This is a genomic window from Pantoea sp. CTOTU46764 (assembly GCF_031974595.1).
Taxonomy (GTDB): domain Bacteria; phylum Pseudomonadota; class Gammaproteobacteria; order Enterobacterales; family Enterobacteriaceae; genus Pantoea; species Pantoea trifolii.
The window spans coordinates 1-18,245 of sequence record NZ_DALYOQ010000051.1; the positions used below are offsets into that span (position 1 = coordinate 1).

At 55.6% G+C, this 18,245-nt stretch carries 19 protein-coding genes; 2 read left to right on the top strand and 17 right to left on the bottom strand.

The genetic code is table 11. The features are described from left to right. The 5 genes from RTM06_RS15925 to sdhC form a co-directional block, all read right to left on the bottom strand. On the bottom strand, positions 1-1,008 hold a 1,008-nt coding region (locus RTM06_RS15925; RefSeq protein WP_409455810.1), incomplete at its 3' end, for a 2-oxoglutarate dehydrogenase E1 subunit family protein. Positions 1,009-1,215: 207 nt separating this feature from the next. Beyond that, positions 1,216-1,932: a succinate dehydrogenase iron-sulfur subunit gene (locus RTM06_RS15930; RefSeq protein WP_256695936.1), complete on the bottom strand. Its 717-nt coding sequence runs from the start codon at positions 1,930-1,932 to the stop codon at positions 1,216-1,218. A 14-nt stretch (positions 1,933-1,946) separates the two neighbouring features. After that, on the bottom strand, positions 1,947-3,713 hold the full coding sequence (gene sdhA / locus RTM06_RS15935; RefSeq protein WP_036649196.1) for a succinate dehydrogenase flavoprotein subunit: 1,767 nt from the start codon (positions 3,711-3,713) through the stop codon (positions 1,947-1,949). Then, positions 3,714-4,061 carry a succinate dehydrogenase membrane anchor subunit gene (gene sdhD, locus RTM06_RS15940; RefSeq protein WP_008107364.1) on the bottom strand — a complete coding sequence of 116 codons (348 nt, stop codon included), beginning with the start codon at positions 4,059-4,061 and terminating at the stop codon, positions 3,714-3,716. Next, positions 4,055-4,444: a succinate dehydrogenase cytochrome b556 subunit gene (gene sdhC / locus RTM06_RS15945; RefSeq protein WP_013508296.1), complete on the bottom strand. Its 390-nt coding sequence runs from the start codon at positions 4,442-4,444 to the stop codon at positions 4,055-4,057. Before sdhC ends, sdhD begins: the two co-directional genes overlap by 7 nt. Positions 4,445-5,081: 637 nt before the next feature. Between sdhC and RTM06_RS15950 the strand changes: the two genes are divergently transcribed. Beyond that, complete coding sequence (locus RTM06_RS15950) at positions 5,082-6,365, top strand: citrate synthase (protein ID WP_008107361.1); 1,284 nt, start codon at positions 5,082-5,084, stop codon at positions 6,363-6,365. Positions 6,366-6,401: 36 nt separating this feature from the next. Here the strand turns inward: RTM06_RS15950 and nei are convergent, their stop codons facing one another. From nei to RTM06_RS16005, 11 genes are all read right to left on the bottom strand, one after another. Next, on the bottom strand, positions 6,402-7,190 hold the full coding sequence (gene nei, locus RTM06_RS15955; RefSeq protein ID WP_312183481.1) for an endonuclease VIII: 789 nt from the start codon (positions 7,188-7,190) through the stop codon (positions 6,402-6,404). 11 nt (positions 7,191-7,201) lie between these two features. Further along, the gene (gene pcp / locus RTM06_RS15960) at positions 7,202-7,849 is read right to left on the bottom strand and encodes a pyroglutamyl-peptidase I (RefSeq protein WP_312183483.1); all 648 of its coding nucleotides are present in this window, start codon (positions 7,847-7,849) and stop codon (positions 7,202-7,204) included. 7 nt (positions 7,850-7,856) lie between these two features. After that, a complete protein-coding gene (locus tag RTM06_RS15965) occupies positions 7,857-8,873 on the bottom strand; it encodes a DUF979 domain-containing protein (RefSeq protein WP_256695933.1) in 1,017 nt (338 codons plus the stop codon). Continuing rightward, positions 8,873-9,601 carry a DUF969 domain-containing protein gene (locus RTM06_RS15970; protein ID WP_008107005.1) on the bottom strand — a complete coding sequence of 243 codons (729 nt, stop codon included), beginning with the start codon at positions 9,599-9,601 and terminating at the stop codon, positions 8,873-8,875. The genes RTM06_RS15965 and RTM06_RS15970 overlap by 1 nt, the downstream gene beginning before the upstream one ends. A gap of 58 nt (positions 9,602-9,659) precedes the next feature. Next, positions 9,660-10,397: a 5-oxoprolinase subunit PxpA gene (pxpA, locus tag RTM06_RS15975; RefSeq protein WP_312183486.1), complete on the bottom strand. Its 738-nt coding sequence runs from the start codon at positions 10,395-10,397 to the stop codon at positions 9,660-9,662. Then, positions 10,387-11,319: a 5-oxoprolinase subunit PxpC gene (gene pxpC, locus RTM06_RS15980; RefSeq protein WP_154153361.1), complete on the bottom strand. Its 933-nt coding sequence runs from the start codon at positions 11,317-11,319 to the stop codon at positions 10,387-10,389. The genes pxpA and pxpC overlap by 11 nt, the downstream gene beginning before the upstream one ends. Then, positions 11,313-11,969 carry a 5-oxoprolinase subunit PxpB gene (gene pxpB / locus RTM06_RS15985; protein WP_312183490.1) on the bottom strand — a complete coding sequence of 219 codons (657 nt, stop codon included), beginning with the start codon at positions 11,967-11,969 and terminating at the stop codon, positions 11,313-11,315. The genes pxpC and pxpB overlap by 7 nt, the downstream gene beginning before the upstream one ends. Positions 11,970-12,130: 161 nt before the next feature. Then, a complete protein-coding gene (locus RTM06_RS15990; RefSeq protein WP_312183492.1) occupies positions 12,131-12,874 on the bottom strand; it encodes a type 2 GTP cyclohydrolase I in 744 nt (247 codons plus the stop codon). A gap of 18 nt (positions 12,875-12,892) precedes the next feature. Then, positions 12,893-14,320, bottom strand: coding sequence for a deoxyribodipyrimidine photo-lyase (phrB, locus tag RTM06_RS15995; protein WP_312183494.1), 1,428 nt, complete (start codon positions 14,318-14,320; stop codon positions 12,893-12,895). Positions 14,321-14,332: 12 nt separating this feature from the next. Then, positions 14,333-15,289, bottom strand: coding sequence for a 2-thiouracil desulfurase family protein (locus RTM06_RS16000; RefSeq protein WP_312183496.1), 957 nt, complete (start codon positions 15,287-15,289; stop codon positions 14,333-14,335). Positions 15,290-15,441: 152 nt separating this feature from the next. Continuing rightward, a complete protein-coding gene (locus RTM06_RS16005; RefSeq protein ID WP_008107019.1) occupies positions 15,442-15,642 on the bottom strand; it encodes a YbfA family protein in 201 nt (66 codons plus the stop codon). A gap of 247 nt (positions 15,643-15,889) precedes the next feature. On the opposite strand from RTM06_RS16005, the gene kdpE reads away from it, so the two are divergent. Next, positions 15,890-16,564: a two-component system response regulator KdpE gene (gene kdpE / locus RTM06_RS16010; protein ID WP_256695924.1), complete on the top strand. Its 675-nt coding sequence runs from the start codon at positions 15,890-15,892 to the stop codon at positions 16,562-16,564. A gap of 38 nt (positions 16,565-16,602) precedes the next feature. Here the strand turns inward: kdpE and pgm are convergent, their stop codons facing one another. Further along, complete coding sequence (gene pgm / locus RTM06_RS16015) at positions 16,603-18,243, bottom strand: phosphoglucomutase (alpha-D-glucose-1,6-bisphosphate-dependent) (protein WP_312183500.1); 1,641 nt, start codon at positions 18,241-18,243, stop codon at positions 16,603-16,605. Positions 18,244-18,245: the final 2 nt, after the last annotated feature.

The window sequence follows — 18,245 nt, forward strand, 5'->3', positions numbered from 1 at the left end:
CACCGAACCCATCACTACCGGGCTCACGATTTCCAGATGCGACGGGTTGAACGCCAGCGCCAGGTGCACTAAGCCGCCTTCGGTTTCGACGTCAGACGAGAAGCCCATGTGGTACTTCACGTCGCCGGTGCCGAGGTGTTCTTTGTGCTTACCGGAGAATTCGTCAAACAGATCCTGCGGCTTCTTACCTAATACGTTGATCAGTACGTTGAGACGACCGCGGTGCGCCATACCCAGCACCACTTCGCGCGTACCGCTCTTGCCAGCGTGACGAATCATCTCGCGCAGCATGGGCACCAGCGCATCACCGCCTTCCAGCGAGAAGCGCTTCGCACCCGGGAATTTCGCACCCAGATATTTTTCCAGGCCTTCTGCCGCGGTCAGCTCTTTCAGGAAACCTTTTTTCTCGTCGCTGCTGAAAGACGCGTGGCCGACCACCGATTCCAGACGCTGCTGAATCCAGCGCTTCTCGTCGGTGTTGTTGATGTGCATGTACTCTGCACCAATCGAGCCACAGTAAGTCTGCTGCAGCGCCGCAAACAGATCAGCCAGCTTCATAGTCTCTTTGCCGATAGCAAAAGAACCTACGTTAAAGCTTTCCTGAAAATCGGCGTCGGTCAGATCGTGATAAGCCGGATCGAGGTCGGCTACCCTGTCCTGTTTCCACAGGCCAAGCGGATCGAGGTTGGCATGCTGATGGCCGCGGAAGCGGAACGCATTAATCAGCTGCAGCACTTTAACCTGTTTGGAGTTGGTTGCCGGATCGGTCACGGTTGATGTGTAACGCGTGGCGTCTTTAGCCAGGCGGCGGAAGTAATCACGCGTGGTGGAGTGAAATTGCTCAGGTTTCACGCCAGTGCCCGGCAGCTGTTGGAACAGCTCGCGCCACATGTCATCAACTGAGTCAGGATCGGTCAGGAAATCCTCATAGAGTTGCTCTATGTAAGATTGGTTCGCGCCGGCCAGCCAGGAGGAGTCCAGCCAGGGTTTCATCGCGCTGTTCTGCATTGTGATCCCTTAAGCATTAATCTGCTTTTTATGAGGTTTCATTTTTTACCGCTTACGCGGCTTGCCGTAGTGAGTTCAGCGATACGAACCTGTGCGCTACCGGCGCCTGGCTCGTAAGGGAACCTTTATAAGCGTGGTCAGCACCGCGCTTATAGAGGCTTCCGTAAACATCCGGGAACCTGGGTTCCCGGAGAGTGACTTTTTCTGTTACGCCCCGCGTTGCAGCAGCATCGACTTAATATGGCCGATGGCGCGCGTTGGGTTTAGGCCTTTCGGGCACACGCTCACACAGTTCATGATGCTGTGACAGCGGAAAACACTGAAAGCATCGTTTAGATTGTCGAGACGCGCATTGGTTTCCGTGTCGCGGCTGTCGATCAGGAAACGGTAAGCGGCCAGCAGGCCAGCCGGACCGACAAACTTGTCCGGATTCCACCAGAACGACGGGCACGACGTTGAGCAGCAGGCGCAGAGAATACACTCGTACAAACCGTCCAGATGCTCACGCTCGGCTGGGCTCTGTAAATGCTCGCGCGCCGGAGGATTTTCCCCATTATTCAACAGGAAAGGCTTAATCTTCTCATACTGTGCATAGAATTGTCCCATGTCTACCACGAGGTCGCGGATCACCGGTAAACCAGGCAGTGGACGGATAACAATTTTCTTCGTGCCGTTACCCAGCGCAGAGACCGGCGTGATACATGCCAGACCGTTTTTACCGTTCATGTTCAGACCATCTGAACCGCACACGCCTTCACGGCATGAGCGACGGAAAGCCAGCGTTGGGTCTTTCTCTTTCAGACGGATCAGCGCATCCAACAGCATCATGTCGCGACCATCTTCCGACTCCAGCGTGTATTCCTGCATACGCGGTTTGTCGTCGACTTCCGGGTTGTAACGATAAATAGAAAATTCGAGTCTCATGATGATCTCCGCAATTAGTAGGTACGCGCTTTTGGCGGGAAGGCCGCACGCAGTTTCGGTTGCATGTTCACCTCACGGCGCGTCATGCTTTCCGTCTGCGGAACATAGAGACTGTGGCACAGCCAGTTTTCATCATCGCGATCCGGGAAGTCGAAGCGGCTATGCGCGCCACGGCTTTCGGTACGGAAGTTGGCGGCGACAGCGGTGGCGTAAGCGGTTTCCATCAGGTTATCCAGCTCAAGGCACTCGATACGCTGGGTGTTGAAGTCCGGCGAACGGTCATCCAGACGCGCCGATTTCAAACGCTCACGAATCACTTTCAGCTCTTCCAGACCTTCACGCATCGCATCGCCATCGCGGAATACCGAGAAGTTGTTCTGCATGCAGCGCTGCAGCGCTTTACGGATTTCGACCGGATCTTCACCAGTGGTGTTATTTTCCCAACGGTTAAATCGCGCCATCGCTTCATCAAGATTTTCCTGCGTGGCTTCACGCAGTTCGCCCTGCTCTTCAATACACTCCAGCAGATGCACACCGGCTGCGCGGCCGAACACCACCAGATCGAGCAGCGAGTTGCCGCCGAGGCGGTTTGCGCCGTGTACCGATACGCAGGCGATTTCGCCGACAGCGAACAGACCTGGAATCACCTCATCCTGGCCCTGCTCGTTCACGCGCAGCGCCTGACCGGTCACTTTGGTCGGCACGCCGCCCATCATGTAGTGGCAGGTTGGGATCACTGGAATCGGTTCCTTAATGGGGTCAACGTGCGCAAAAGTGCGCGACAGCTCAAGGATGCCTGGCAGTCGCGATTCCAGTACATCGGCACCGAGATGGTCGAGCTTCAGTTTAATGTGCGGACCCCAAGGGCCATCGCAACCGCGACCTTCACGGATTTCCACCATCATTGAACGTGCAACCACATCACGACCCGCCAGATCTTTGGCGTTTGGCGCGTAACGTTCCATGAAACGTTCACCGTGCTTATTCAGCAGATAACCACCTTCACCACGGCAACCTTCGGTCACCAGCACGCCCGCACCGGCAATACCGGTTGGGTGGAACTGCCACATTTCCATATCCTGCACCGGCACGCCTGCGCGCAGCGCCATACCAACGCCGTCACCGGTGTTGATGTGAGCATTAGTGGTGGACTGGTAAATACGGCCCGCGCCGCCGGTCGCCAGAATGGTGGCCTTGGCTTTGAAATAGACGGTTTCGCCGGTTTCCATGCAGATAGCTGTACAGCCGACAATCGCACCGTCCTCGTTTTTCACCAGATCTAGCGCATACCATTCGGAGAAGATGGTGGTTTTGTTCTTCAGGTTCTGCTGATACAGCGTATGCAGCAAGGCGTGGCCGGTACGGTCAGCAGCCGCAGCGGTACGCGCCGCCTGCTCACCGCCGAAATTCTTCGACTGACCACCAAACGGACGCTGATAAACGCGGCCGTCATCAAGACGGGAGAAAGGCAATCCCATATGTTCCAGTTCCAGAATCGCTTCTGGACCGACATGACACATATATTCGATCGCGTCCTGGTCGCCGATAAAGTCGGAACCTTTGACGGTATCGTACATGTGCCATTCCCAGTTATCGTCATGGGTGTTACCCAGCGCAACGGTGATACCGCCCTGCGCCGATACGGTATGGGAACGGGTTGGGAAAACTTTGGATAACAGGGCACAAGTCTGGCCCGATTGGGAGATTTGCAAGGCGGCACGCATACCTGCGCCACCCGCGCCGATCACCACGGCATCAAATTCTCTGACTGGCAAACTCATTTACACACCCCACACCACAACAAATCCATAAATTGCGTACGACAGCAGCGCAACCACAATCACAAACTGCAACAGCAAACGGGTTGCTACCGGTTTCACGTAGTCAGTCAGCACCTGCCACATTCCAATCCAACCGTGGATGAGAATCGAGAACAGCGTCAACATGGTGAACACTTTCGTGAAGGCGGATGAGAAGAAGCCATGCCAGACGTCATACGTCAGCGTGCCTGTCATCACGACAAAACCGAGGATGTAGATGATGTAAAGCGTCATTAAGATTGCAGCAGCACGCAGTAACAGCCAGTCATGGATACCGTTGCGTCCTAATGCAGAAGCATTGCTTACCATACGAGGACTCCAGCCAAAATTGAGAGCACGACAGTGATAACAAAAGCCGCTTGCGCGGAACGGGTTCCCACCTGCAGGGTTTCTTCCATAAAGCCAAAATCAGCCAACATATGACGAATACCGCCCACGACGTGATACGCCAGCGCAGTTAAAATGCCCCACATGATGAATTTGGCGAAGAAGCTATCCATGATGGATGCCGCTTGCAGGAAGCCTTCAGGAGAAGAGAGGGAGAGACCCAGTAACCAGAGCAGAATTCCGAGAGCGACAAAGGTAATCACGCCGGAGACGCGGTGGAGAATGGACGATATTGCAGTAACGGGAAACCGGATCGTCGAGAGATCCAAGTTAACAGGTCTTTGTTTTTTCACGGTTTTGCCCACACAGCTCTTTTTTATTTTGCTTCCTCCGGTCCTGAGTTGCATCAGAGACACAGCGTGTGTTCAGACTGCAACCGCCACCAAAATAGCAACATCCAGTGTTAAATAAAGCGGGTAAAACGCTGGGTGGCTCCTGGTGTCAGGGTGTTCCGGAGACCTGGCCGCAGTATAGGAGGATCACATTCTGATTACAATTCCCCTACAATCTCTTTGGTCACATTTAGGCTGAACAGTGATCACCTTCACGAATTTCACAATTTATACATTTTTAATTATCTGATTTGACAAAGAATCAACATTTCAGTTACAAACAATCGCATTAAAGCCCTATGATGCACAAAAGTTATGGGGATACACTTTCCCCTAAGCTCAAGTTATGTAACATTGCCAATACAAGTTATATAAAGCATCAGGTTATTGGTTACCAAGAAGTTATGTTGTGACAGGAACTTTAACATCCTCGATGTGCAGCATGTCATGCCCCGATGCCACCGAATGGCCCAAATTCAGCGTTTACTCTGTAACCTTGCCTCACCAACGTTACCGTAGAGTGATGCTGGGAAGATTGTGGTTTTATGCAACATGGAGGCTATTCTGGTGTCTAAGATCCTTACCTTAAAGGCGCTATGGAGACGAAATAATGACAGATAAAAAAGTGACGCTAACCCTACAAGATAATACGTCTGTTGAACTGGACGTGATGCAAGGCACGCTGGGACAAGATGTTGTTGATGTCCGCGCCCTTGGCTCACAAGGCCTGTTCACCTTCGATCCCGGCTTCACCTCTACGGCGTCCTGCGAATCTAAAATCACCTTTATTGATGGTGACGAAGGTATTCTGTTACACCGTGGTTTCCCGATTGATCAGCTGGCAACCCACTCAAACTATCTTGAAGTGTGTTACATCCTGCTGAATGGCGAAGCCCCGACCCAAGCCCAGTTTGAAGAGTTCCGCACTACCGTTACCCGCCACACCATGATCCACGAGCAAATCACCCGACTGTTCCACGGCTTCCGCCGCGATTCGCATCCAATGGCGGTGATGTGTGGTGTGACCGGTGCGCTGGCGGCGTTTTATCACGACTCTTTAGACGTCAACATTGAACGTCACCGTGAAATCGCTGCGTTCCGCCTGCTGTCGAAAATGCCGACCATGGCGGCGATGTGCTACAAGTACTCGATTGGCCAGCCTTTTGTGTATCCGCGTAACGACCTCTCTTATGCCGGTAACTTCCTGCACATGATGTTCGCCACGCCGTGCGAAGAGTACAAAGTGAATCCAGTACTGGAACGCGCGATGGACCGTATTCTGATTCTGCACGCCGACCATGAGCAGAATGCTTCAACCTCTACCGTGCGTACCGCAGGATCTTCAGGCGCGAACCCGTTTGCTTGTATCGCCGCCGGTATCGCTTCACTGTGGGGACCGGCGCACGGTGGTGCTAACGAAGCGACACTGCGTATGCTGGAAGAGATCAGCACCGTTGATCATATCCCTGAGTTTGTTAAACGTGCGAAAGATAAGAACGATTCGTTCCGTCTGATGGGCTTCGGCCACCGCGTGTATAAAAACTACGATCCCCGTGCCACCGTGATGCGCGATACCTGTCACGAAGTGCTGAACGAACTGGGCATGAAAGATGATCTACTGGAAGTGGCGATGGAGCTGGAACACATCGCGCTGAACGACCCGTACTTCATCGAGCGTAAACTCTATCCAAACGTCGATTTCTATTCAGGCATCATTCTGAAAGCGATGGGCATTCCGTCTTCCATGTTTACCGTGATCTTCGCGATGGCGCGTACCGTGGGTTGGATTGCACACTGGAAAGAGATGCATGACGAAGGCATGAAAATCGCCCGTCCGCGTCAGCTGTATACCGGTTACACCGAGCGTCCATTCACCTCGGCGCTGGATAAATAAGAGAAAGGCGGCCATCTGGCCGCCTTTTTTATTGCGCTACAACTGGCATCCCGGACACCAATAAAACGGCCGCGATGACAGCATGCCCTTTTCTATCACCGCGCCACACCGCCGACATTTTTTGCCCTGCCGATGAAACACCTCGAAGCGAAACGCTGCCTCTTCGTGATATTTCTTCATGCTGCCACGCATCTGATACGACAAACGCGGCACCGCCAGCATCGCCTCACTTAATGCCGTCAGCTGCTGCTCGCTGAGATCCTGCGCCCGATGCGACGCCAGCAATCCGGCGTGCCACAAAATCTCCACGCGCAGATAGTTGCCGAGGCCGGCTAAAAAGGCCTGATCGAGTAACAAGCCGCTGAACTGGCGACGGCGAAAACGCGGCGACAGCAAACGCTCGCGCACCTCCTCCACCGTTAAACTGGCATCCAGCACATCCGGGCCTACCCGTTGCAAAAACGGATGCGCCGCTAAGGTATCGGCGTTGAGCAGCTCAATATCCGACGCGCTATACAGCAAAATGGTTTTATCTGCGGTAGCGAGCCGTACGCGCAGCTGGCGCGTGGTATTCGGCTGCGTGCCGGTTGGCACCACGCGCCACACGCCGTACAGCTGATTGTGGCTGTAGAGCGTTAGCCCATTGGAGAAGTGGGTGAGCAGCGCTTTACCGCGTGTTTCAAAGGCGTTGATGGTGGCATCCATCAGCGCCGGTTCGTAGGTTTTCAGCTGTGGAAAGGCAAACCACACATCGGTAAGTGGTTTGCCGACCATCGCCTCTGCCAGTTGATCCGCCGCGCGGCGGATCTCCGGTCCCTCAGGCATAAAAACTCCTGTTAATGCGTGGCGCCACCGACGATGCGGATATCATTTTCGGTGCTCAGGATCACCTGCAGCGAAGTTTCCAGCGCCTGAATCACACTTGACGTCGCCATGCTGGCCACACCGGGGTGGTGCACCGCTTGCTCCGGCATATACGGGATGTGGATAAAACCGCCGCGCGCCTTGCTGTTGGTGGTGTGGATCCAGTGCAGCAGGCTGTACATCACGTGATTACAGGTGAAGGTGCCGGCGGTTTGCGATACCGAAGCCGGTACGCCCACTTCGCGCAGCGCGGCAACCATCGCTTTAATCGGCAGCGTGGAGAAGTAGGCCGCCGGGCCATCCGCCTCAATCGGCTGATCGATCGGTTGCTGCTGGTTGTTATCCGGAATGCGGGCGTCATCCACGTTAATCACGACACGTTCAACCGTAATATCGGCGCGGCCACCAGCTTGCCCGACACACAGCACGCGATCGGGTTGAATCTCCTCCAGCGCGCGCGTCAGCACTTGACCGCAGGTGGCAAACACCACCGGCAGCTGGCGTACCACAATGCGCGCACCGGCGATCTCTTTGCCGTCGAAGGTGCGTACTGCTTCCCACGAAGGGTTGATGGTTTCGCCACCAAAGGGCTCAAACGCCGTCATTAACACCGTTTTCATTGCAACCTCACAAGAACATCAGGAAGTAGAGCAGGAAAATATTCACTACCAACAGTAGCACACCGGTTGGCACCTGAGCCTTGATCACCGCGTTACGATCCGGTAGCTCCAGCAGGCGCGCGGGCACGATGTTGAAGTTGGCCGCCATCGGCGTCATCAGCGTGCCGCAATAGCCGGAGAACATACCAATCGCCGCCATGACCGCCGGATTGCCGCCGTGTTGCAGCACCAGAATCGGAATACCAATGCCGGCGGTCACAATCGGGAAGGCAGCGAACGCATTGCCCATCACCATGGTCAGCAAAGCCATACCTACCGCATAGACCGCGACGGCAATCAGGCGATTATCCACCGCCAGATACTGCTCGGTGAGATGCGAAATCGCCGTGCCGACACCGGCGCTGGTGAATAGCAGGCCAAGCGTGGCCAGAATCTGCGGCAGGATAAACGCCCAACCCACCGCATCCAGCAGGCGACGGGTTTCCTGCATCGACTGCAACGGCTTTTCATGGGTAATTTTCAACGCGATCAGCCAGCCCAGCAGGCAACCAATCATCATGGAGAATAGCGTCACCAATGTGGAGTGATTACCTGGACCAAACACGCTGTCCTGCAAACCGGGAATATGGTTAAACGCCAGCACGCCAATCACCGTTACCAGCGGAATCGCCAGCGCTGGCAGGAACAGTTTGTTATGCAGGCGTTTAGCGCTCTCCTGCTTCTGCTCATCGCTACGTTGATGATAACGCCCCAGACGCACGCCACCGAAACCGGCAATCAGCGCCATTAACACCACGGCCACGCCCACGCCGATATGCAACCAGCGGCGGCCAAGTTCAGCATCGCCCGCCCATTGTCCCATCAGCTGATAGGCACCATCACCAATCAGGAAAATCAGACCATACAGCGCCCAGAACAGGCCGGTGGTAAAACGACGCGGGTTAGCGCTGTCACGCCAGGAAAGCACGGCAACCACCAGCAGGATCACGCCTGCCAGCCACATCAAATATTGTTGCTGGAACATTACTTCCCTCCTTTAGCGTTCAACGCCTGCTGGTTCAACGCGCCCAATTCACGCGACAGCTGGCGATCAAGGCGCACCAGACGAGCAGAGTGAATGAGGAAAGCACAAAGGGCGGTCGGAATGCCCCACAACGCGATATGCAGCGGTTCGGTGCTGATACCGGCAGATTCCTGCATAAAGTTATGCATGAAGATAATCGCGCCAAAGGCAACGAAGATATCCTCGCCGAAGAACAGACCGATGTTATCGGTCGCCGCAGACATGGCACGCAGACGATGGCGCACGTCTGGCGGGACGTCACCGTAACGGTTTTCGGTAGCGCCTTCAGCCATCGGCGCCAGCAGCGGACGTACCATCTGCGGATGGCCGCCAAGACTGGTTAAGCCCAGCGCGGCGGTGGCTTCACGCACAAACAGGTAGACGATCAGTAAGCGGCCAGCGGTAGCGGTTTTGATCTGCGCGATCCAGCTTTGCGCACGCTCTTTCAGACCATGACGCTCCAGCAGCCCGATAACGGCCAGCGGCAGCAGCAGAATCAGCGGCAGGTTGCGCGTATTGAGGAAGCCTGAGCCGAGTTTTTCCAGAATGTCTGCCAGCGGCAGATGCGCCGCCAGCCCGGTGACGAAGCCCGCCACAATCACCACCAGCACCGGGTTAAAGCGCAGCACAAAACCCAGAATGATGGCAGCAATACCCAACAGCGGCCAGAGGTTTACCACGTTATCCATGTTGTTCCCTTATGTGAAAAGACAAAGCCCGGCGTGATGCCGGGCAATGAGTAAAACGTTATGCGCTGGAGACAGCAATCTGATGTGTCGCAAAGGCGGCGCGCAGCGTGCGGGCGAACTGCAGCGCGTGTGCGCCATCACCGTGTAAACAGACGGTTTCGGCGTTAACCTTGACCCGTTCTCCGCTGATGCTCTGCACCTGACGCTGCTGCACCATCGCCAGCGTTTGCGCCAGCGCCTGATCGGCATCTTCAATCATCGCGTGCGGCTGGCTGCGTGGCACTAACGCCCCGCTCGCCAGATAGCCGCGATCGGCAAACACCTCTTCGCGGGTGCGCAGACCATGATGCGCCGCCGCCGCAATCGACGCGCTGCCCGCCAATCCCACCAGAATCAATCCGGCATCCACGGCTTTCACCGCGCACGCAATGGCATCCGCCAACTGCGGATCGCCCGCCGCCTGGTTGTACAGCATGCCGTGCGGTTTGACGTGCACCAGCCGTTCGCCTTCGCTCTCCGCAATGCTTTTCAACGCACCAATCTGGTAGATCATCTGCGCATACACGGTTTCTGGCGGCAGCTGCATGGCGGTACGACCGAAGTTTTCCCGATCGGGGAAACTCGGATGGGCGCCAATCGCCACGCCAGACGCTTTGGCCCAGCGCACCGATTGCAGCATGGTTTGCGCATCACCGGCGTGGAAGCCGCAGGCGATATTGGCTGAACTCACCAGCGTCAGCAGTTCCTGATCGCTGGCGCTGCCTTCGCCGAGATCGGCGTTAAGATCAATCTTCATGTGCCAATCCCCAGGCTATTTGGTCGAACGAACGTTGTTGATGCTGTTTGGCGTGAATCGCGTCTTCCAGCGTGCAGTGGATAAAGTGAATCGGTTCGCCGAGACGAATTTGCGCCAGATGATAAAGATCGGCTTCGATGATGCAGGCAATGCGCGGATAGCCGCCGGTGGTTTGTGCGTCCGCCATCAACACAATCGGTTGACCATTGGGCGGCACCTGCACCACGCCGGGCACTAAACCGTGCGACAGCAAATCGCGCGTTGCATCGCGATGCAGTTGACGTCCCTGCAGGCGATAGCCCATGCGGTTACTTTGCGGACTGAGCTTCCACGGGCTACGCCAGAAACCCTGCTGCGCCTCACGCGAGAACTCATTATATTCCGGGCCCGCTAAGGCGCGGATGCGGTTGCCCCACAGCAGCTGACGTACGCCGGCTTTATCTTTGAAGTCGCGCGTCGGTTTGCCCAACGGCAGTTCGTCGCCGTCCTGCAGTTTACGTCCCTGCCAGCCACCAAACGCCGCCTTAAGATCGGTACTCACCGAACCGAGCATTTCCGGCACAGCAAAGCCACCGTTGACCGCCAGATAGCTGCGCATACCGCGCGTTGGCGTTGCCAGCGTCAGCACCTGCCCTTTTTTCACCGGCAGGCGCCAGCCGGTCCAGACCGGTTTGCCATCCAGATCGGCATTGCAGCCCGCACCCGTCAGCGCAAACCAGCCGTCGCGGGTAAACTGCGCTTTAAATTGTCCCAGCACGATTTCCAGCACCGCGCTCTGCTCGGGGTTGCCCACCAGCATATTGGCGGTGCGCATTGCTGGTTGATCGAGCGCGCCGCCCACGCTGATGCCGTATTGGCGGAAGCCGGTGCGGCCGTGGTCTTGTAGCGAGGTCATCATGCCCGCGCGGAGAATTTTCAACATACGCCCTCATGCTGCGGCACAAAGCGCACGCTATCGCCGGGGCGTAACAGTGTCGGTGGATGCTGGAGTGGATCGAACAGGCTAAGCGGTGTGTGACCAATCAGTTGCCAGCCGCCAGGCGCGGCTAACGGATAAATACCGGTTTGGCTGCCGCCGATGCCCACTGAGCCGCTCGGCACAATCACGCGCGGTTCCGCGCGGCGCGGCGTGTGTAAACGCTCATCCAGGCCGCCGAGATAGGGGAAACCCGGCTGGAAGCCGATGAAATAGACCACGTAATCGATGCTGCTGTGCAGTTCTACCGCTTGCTTTGGCGTCATGTTGGCGCGATCCGCCACCACTTGCAGATCTGGCCCGCCTGCGCCGCCGTACACCACCGGGATTTCAACGCGGCGCGATTCCGGCAGCTGCGCTTCGCTCTCTTCCCACCAGCGCTGTAAACGCTCAATGGCGTCCAATGCATTGAGTTGCGGATCGCGCAGCAGCAACGTCAGGTTGTTCATTCCAGGAATCACTTCCTCTACCTGCTCGTGCTGCTGCAGTCGCTGACACAATCCCCAGATGCGCTGCTGGCTGGTCAACGAAACCGGCGGTTCCAGTTCCAGCACCACCGCGCGCTCACCTAGCAGATAACAACGTGCTCGTTGCAAAAACAACCTCCTGGTCAAATTCAAAACATAACGTTGGGTCGCCATTCATGGCGACCGGGCATCACGTTTATGCGTAAAGGCCATAAGTTATGCGAAAGTGACAGAGATGTGTCAACAGATTTGCGCCCTTAACGCAGGTTAAGGGCGTGAAAATGGAAGAATCAGGCAGGATTATCGATGTCGATAAAGGTCACATCAAGGCCATGATGGGCGGCTAACCATTCGCCCAGCGCCTTGATGCCGCCGCGTTCGGTCGCGTGGTGTCCAGCGGCAAAGAAGTGCAAACCTTGTTCGCGCGCGCTGTGAATGGTTTGCTCAGAAACTTCACCGGTAATAAAGGCATCGACGCCAAAGGCTGCCGCGCTATCAATAAAGCCCTGACCGCCGCCGCTGCACCAGGCAACGCGTTTGATCACTGCCGGCGCGTTATCGCCGCAGTGCAGCGGTGTGCGACCTAAACGCTGGGCAATTTTTTCCGCCAGCGCCGCGCCACTTAAAGGTTCTGCCAATTCGCCCCACGGCACCAGCGGCTGAATCTCGCCTTTCACTTCAATATCAAACAGACGCGCCAGCTGCGCGTTATTACCCAACTCGGGATGCGCATCCAGCGGCAGATGCCAGCCATACAGGTTGATATCATTGGCCAGCAGCGTGCGCAGACGCTGGCGCTTCATGCCTTTAATCACCGGCGCTTCGCTTTTCCAGAAGTATCCGTGATGCACCAGCACCGCATCAGCGTTGCGCTTCACCGCTTCATCCAGCAGCGCCTGGCAGGCGGTGACGCCGGTGATGAGGGTTTTCACCTCGGCGCGCCCTTCCACCTGCAAACCGTTCGGCGCATAGTCGCTGAAGGCGCTGTTATTCAGCTGCTGATTGACGATCTGTTCTAACTCGACATTATTCATTACGGCTCCCTGACCGCCTCAAGCCGCGCTGCGAGCGCGCTCAAAGGCGTCTAGTGTCTTTTTACGTGCGTCCTTATGTTCCACGATTGGCGCGGGATAATCGAGTTTCTTGTTATTTTTCTGCGCCCACACCTGCGGCTGATGGATATCGCTATCGGGCACTTCCTTTAATTCCGGCAGCCACTGACGGATAAACGCGCCCTGTTTATCGAAGCGCTCGCCCTGCGTAGTGGGATTGAAGATACGAAAATAGGGCGCGGCATCGGTGCCGGTTGACGCGGCCCACTGCCAGCCGCCGTTGTTGGCGGCCAGATCGCCATCGATCAGTTGCTGCATGAAATAACGCTCACCTTCACGCCAGTCGATCAATAGGTCCTTCACCAGGAAACTGGCGGTAATCATGCGCAAGCGATTATGCATCCAGCCGAGCGTGTTGAGCTGACGCATGGCCGCATCAACAATCGGATAGCCGGTTTTGCCCTGTTGCCAGGCTTTGAGATGTGCTTCGTTTTGCTGCCAATCCACGTTGCGCGTCCAGTCGACAAACGGCTGATGCTTACACAGCGCGGGAAATGCCACCATCAGATGACGATAGAATTCGCGCCAGATCAGTTCGTTCAGCCAGGTAAAAGCCTTGCCTTCGTTGAGCGCATCGGGATGCTCTTTTAATACGCGATGCAGACACTGACGCGGCGACAACACGCCAATCGCCAGATAGGCCGATAACCGGCTGGTACCGTCAATGGCCGGCAAATCACGTTGATCCGGATAATGTTGCACCGCCTGTTTGGCGAAGTGGCGCAGCTGTTTTAATGCGGCCTCTTCACCCGCCGGAAACACGGTTTCATCAAAGGCTTCACAGGGATAATCAAAGGCGGGGATCTTCTTTTTGATGCTGATGGGCGCGCCGTCACGCGCTTTCGGCGCGTGATAGCACTCAGGCAAGCTTTGGTGCAGGCGACGAACAAAAGCTCTGCTGAACGGCGTGAATACCTTGAACATGGTGTTGCTGCCGGTTTGCACGCTGCCCGGCGGCAACAGCAGGCTGTCGTCGAATCCCTGACAAATCACGCTCTGCGCATCCAGACGTTTCTCCGCCTGCACATCGCGTTCTCGTTCGTTGATTTCGTACTGATAGTTGTAGAACAGCGCATCAACTTGCTGCTGCTGGCAAAATTCCACCAGATAATCAATCGAAGCGGCAAAGTCATCACACTGATGGTAGTGCAAAGGAATGCCGCGTTCGGCCAGCGATGCCTGCAACAAAAGGAGATTTTGCTGGATGAACGCCGCCTGCTTTGGCGCCATATGGTGCTGCTGCCACTGCTGCGGTGTAGCGATAAACAGCGCCATCACGTTGGCCTGGCTATCGCGGCAGGCAGCGGCCAGCGCCATGTTGTCATTGATGCGCAGATCGTTGCGCAACCAAACTAAATGGGTGGTCATAAAGCCCCGAAATTATTGGCCGTAGCGCAAACGCAGCGCTTCCGGATAAGGATCAAAATAGCGCTGCTGTGCCAGCCACGGATGCGGATATTCCGCCATGTAGTGTTTCAGCATGGTGATCGGTGCTAACAGCGGCTGTACGCCCTGACGATAACGATCAATCAGTTGCGCCAGCTCCTGCCGCTGCGGCGAACTCAGTTGCGGACGGAAGTAGCCTTGTACATGCATCAGCACGTTGGTGTGATTACGTCGCGATGCCTGATGTGACATCAGGTGCATCAGGCGATTGCGGTACTCAAAGGCGTAATCCTCCAGCGAATCCCACTGATCCATCGCCGCGACAAACCGACCCATTTCGCGATACTCATCCTGCGCGTGAGAAAGCAGCAGCAGTTTGTAGCGACTGTGAAAGGCCATCAGCTTGTGACGTGATAATCCGCTGCGCCACATTTCGTTGAATTCATGCAGCGCGTAAACGCGGCCAATAAAGTTTTCACGGATAGCGTCATCGTGCAGACGACCATCCTCTTCCAGCGGCAGCCACGGCATCTCTTTCTGCAGAAATGCAGTAAACATGCCGGTGCCTGCTTTACGGTTGTTGTTGGTTTCAGGCTCGTAAACGCGGACGCGTTCCAATCCACAGCTTGGCGATTTGGCACACAGAATGTAGCCGCACAGATGATGCAGCGACTTCACCCGCTCAGCAGACCAGCGCTGCATCTGTTCTGTCACCTCTTCGCCGCCCTCTTTACTGAAACAGAGATGGATATTTTCATCGCTCTCTTTTACCAGCCGCAAAGCCGGACGGGGCGTCGGTAAGCCAATCGCCATTTCGGGACATACAGGTTCAAAGCGCACAAATGGCACGAGTTCGTCCGTGGCGAAGGCAAAACGTTTGTGGCCGCCATCAAATCGGACGTTATCTCCGAGCAGGCAAGCGCTGATACCAACAGGAATTTTCTCGCTCATACTTGTACAACCTCAGAAATCTTGTAGAGGTTTTAAGTGTAGCTGAAATGCGCGGGGATAACAGCGGGAACGCGCGGTGGACATGAAAATTATCGATAAAAAAACCCGGCGCTTCGCGGGAAGTCGCCGGGTTAATACTGTGCTGAAATCGCTTACCAGTGAATGCCGGCAGCCGCTTCCGACTGCGCCAGCCAAACCGGTTTAGTGCTGGTTTTGCACCACATACGATGCAGGTAACTGTACAAACGCGCGCGATCCGAGCGGAATAACATCACTGGCAGCGCCAGCAAACCGATTGCTACCACCAGCACGCGGCGCAGTACGATTTTATACAGTGGATATGCTCGATCCATTTTTTGGCCCCCTTGTGGTAAACATTGCGTTGAAATGTGATCTGGTTCAGATATTACCCGTTGTTGTGTAATTTTACTACTCATCCGACCACTATATTTGCGCTTTTATTCATCAATATGTGTTGTGATGAAACTTAGTTACAAAATTGTGAATTCCACGATTTCTTGAAGTTAAAAACTTCGTGACGGACGCCGGGCTGCTTTATTGCTAAAGTGGTGCGTTAACTTTTTTGCCGCTGGAGGCAGCGTGACGACCATCTTGATAGTGGAAGATGAAAAAGAGATTCGCCGTTTCGTGCGCCTGGCGCTGGAGAGCGAAGGCCTGAAAATTGTGGAAGCGGAGCAACTGCAGCGCGGCCTGATTGAAGCGGCAACGCGTAAGCCCGATCTGGTGATCCTCGATCTCGGCTTGCCGGATGGTGATGGCAATGACTTTATCCGTGAAGTGCGCCAGTGGAGCAGCATGCCGGTGATTGTGCTGTCTGCGCGTAGCGATGAGCAGGATAAGATTGATGCGCTGGATGCCGGTGCGGATGATTACCTCACCAAGCCGTTTGGCATTGGTGAACTGCTGGCGCGTGTGCGTGTGGCGCTGCGTCGCCATCAAAGCAGCCAGCCTGAACCGATTGTGACATTTGGCGAAGTGAGCGTCGATTTGGCGGCGCGCCGCGTGCTGCGCAACCAACATGAAGTGCATTTGACGCCGACCGAATTTCGTCTGCTGAGCTTACTGCTGAATAATGCCGGAAAAGTGCTGACTCAGCGTCAATTGCTGAATCAGGTTTGGGGCCCGAATGCGGTGGAGCACAGCCACTATTTGCGCATCTATATGGGCCACTTGCGGCAGAAGCTGGAAGCGAATCCCACCCAGCCCAGCCATTTGCTGACCGAAACCGGTATCGGCTACCGATTTATGCCATAAAAAAAGGCCGCTAAGCGGCCTTTTTCTTAATTGCCCAATCAGGCGTTTTTCAGTACTTCGCTAACAATCTCAACCGCTTCTTTCTCGATTTGCTGACGATGTTCAGCACCCAGGAAGCTTTCGCAGTAGATTTTGTAAGCGTCTTCTGTACCTGATGGACGCGCGGCAAACCAGCCGTTTTCAGTCATTACTTTCAGACCACCGATTGACGCACCGTTACCCGGCGCGGCAGTCAGGCGTGAGGTGATCGGATCACCCGCCAGCGTATCAGCGCTCACCATTTCTGGTGACAGCTTAGACAGCGCCGCTTTCTGTGCCGAAGTCGCCGGAGCCTGCAGACGGTTATAGCTTGGCGCACCAAAGCGCTCTGCCAGCTCGTCATAATGCTGCTGCGGGTTCTTGCCGGTGACCGCGGTGATTTCAGCGGCCAGCAGACACATAATGATGCCGTCTTTATCGGTTGACCAGGCTGAGCCATCGAAACGCAGGAAGGATGCGCCCGCGCTCTCTTCACCGCCGAAACCGAAGCTGCCATCGAACAGACCATCAACGAACCATTTGAACCCAACCGGTACTTCTACCAGCTTGCGGCCAATGTCGTTGACGACGCGGTCGATCATTGCGCTGGAAACCAGGGTTTTACCAACAGCAACCTCTTTGCCCCACTGTGGACGATGCTGGAACAGGTAGTTGATCGCCACCGCCAGATAGTGGTTCGGATTCATCAGACCCGCAGGCGTGACGATGCCATGGCGGTCGTAATCAGGATCGTTGCCAAAGGCCAGGTCGAATTTATCTTTGTATGCCAGCAAGCCGGCCATCGCGCATTCAGATGAGCAGTCCATACGCACCACACCATCTTTATCCAGATGCATGAAGCGGAAAGTCTGGTCGATCGCATCGTTAACGATGGTCAGATCCAGCTTATAGTGCTCAGCAATGCGCTGCCAGTAAGCAATACCGGAGCCGCCTAATGGATCGACGCCAATTTTCAGGCCGGCTTTCTGGATGGCGGCGAAGTCAATCACCTGCGCCAGACCTTCAACATACGGCTGGATCAGATCCTGCTCAACGATGTGACCGCTCGCCCATGCCTGATCCAGCGGCAGACGTTTCACGTCTTTCAGCTCGCCTTTGATCAGCTGGTTAGCGCGATCTTCCACCACTTTGGTGACATTGGTATCAGCCGGGCCACCGTTTGGCGGATTGTATTTGATACCGCCATCTTCTGGTGGGTTGTGCGAAGGCGTGATAACGATGCCGTCCGCCTGCGCGCCGCCGCGTTTATTGTGCTCAAGAATCGCGTTAGAGATCGCAGGCGTTGGCGTATAGCCGTTGTCCTGCTGCACAATCACGTCCACGCCGTTAGCGGCCAGCACTTCCAGCACCGACAGAATCGCCGGCTCAGACAGCGCATGCGTGTCTTTACCGACGTAGCATGGACCGGTGATGCCATTCTTTTTGCGCTCTTCAGCAATCGCCTGCGCGATCGCCAAAATGTGCTGTTCGTTGAAGCTTTGGCGTCCCGCGCTGCCGCGGTGGCCTGAAGTGCCAAATTTCACCGCATGATCCGGATTCGCCACATCGGGCTTCAGGACGTAATACTGCGAGGTTAATTGTGCAACGTTAATCAAATCGCTCTGCTGGGCAGGCTGCCCGGCACGGGGGTGATTGGCCATTG

Bases quoted from the DNA above. Each gene is read 5' to 3' on its own strand.
- RTM06_RS15930 (WP_256695936.1), bottom strand. From the start codon at position 1,932: ATGAGACTCGAATTTTCTATTTATCGTTACAACCCGGAAGTCGACGAC.
- sdhA (WP_036649196.1), bottom strand. From the start codon at position 3,713: ATGAGTTTGCCAGTCAGAGAATTTGATGCCGTGGTGATCGGCGCGGGT.
- sdhD (WP_008107364.1), bottom strand. From the start codon at position 4,061: ATGGTAAGCAATGCTTCTGCATTAGGACGCAACGGTATCCATGACTGG.
- RTM06_RS15950 (WP_008107361.1), top strand. From the start codon at position 5,082: ATGACAGATAAAAAAGTGACGCTAACCCTACAAGATAATACGTCTGTT.
- nei (WP_312183481.1), bottom strand. From the start codon at position 7,190: ATGCCTGAGGGACCGGAGATCCGCCGCGCGGCGGATCAACTGGCAGAG.
- pcp (WP_312183483.1), bottom strand. From the start codon at position 7,849: ATGAAAACGGTGTTAATGACGGCGTTTGAGCCCTTTGGTGGCGAAACC.
- RTM06_RS15965 (WP_256695933.1), bottom strand. From the start codon at position 8,873: ATGTTCCAGCAACAATATTTGATGTGGCTGGCAGGCGTGATCCTGCTG.
- RTM06_RS15970 (WP_008107005.1), bottom strand. From the start codon at position 9,601: ATGGATAACGTGGTAAACCTCTGGCCGCTGTTGGGTATTGCTGCCATC.
- pxpA (WP_312183486.1), bottom strand. From the start codon at position 10,397: ATGAAGATTGATCTTAACGCCGATCTCGGCGAAGGCAGCGCCAGCGAT.
- pxpC (WP_154153361.1), bottom strand. From the start codon at position 11,319: ATGTTGAAAATTCTCCGCGCGGGCATGATGACCTCGCTACAAGACCAC.
- RTM06_RS15990 (WP_312183492.1), bottom strand. From the start codon at position 12,874: ATGAATAATGTCGAGTTAGAACAGATCGTCAATCAGCAGCTGAATAAC.
- phrB (WP_312183494.1), bottom strand. From the start codon at position 14,320: ATGACCACCCATTTAGTTTGGTTGCGCAACGATCTGCGCATCAATGAC.
- RTM06_RS16000 (WP_312183496.1), bottom strand. From the start codon at position 15,289: ATGAGCGAGAAAATTCCTGTTGGTATCAGCGCTTGCCTGCTCGGAGAT.
- RTM06_RS16005 (WP_008107019.1), bottom strand. From the start codon at position 15,642: ATGGATCGAGCATATCCACTGTATAAAATCGTACTGCGCCGCGTGCTG.
- pgm (WP_312183500.1), bottom strand. From the start codon at position 18,243: ATGGCCAATCACCCCCGTGCCGGGCAGCCTGCCCAGCAGAGCGATTTG.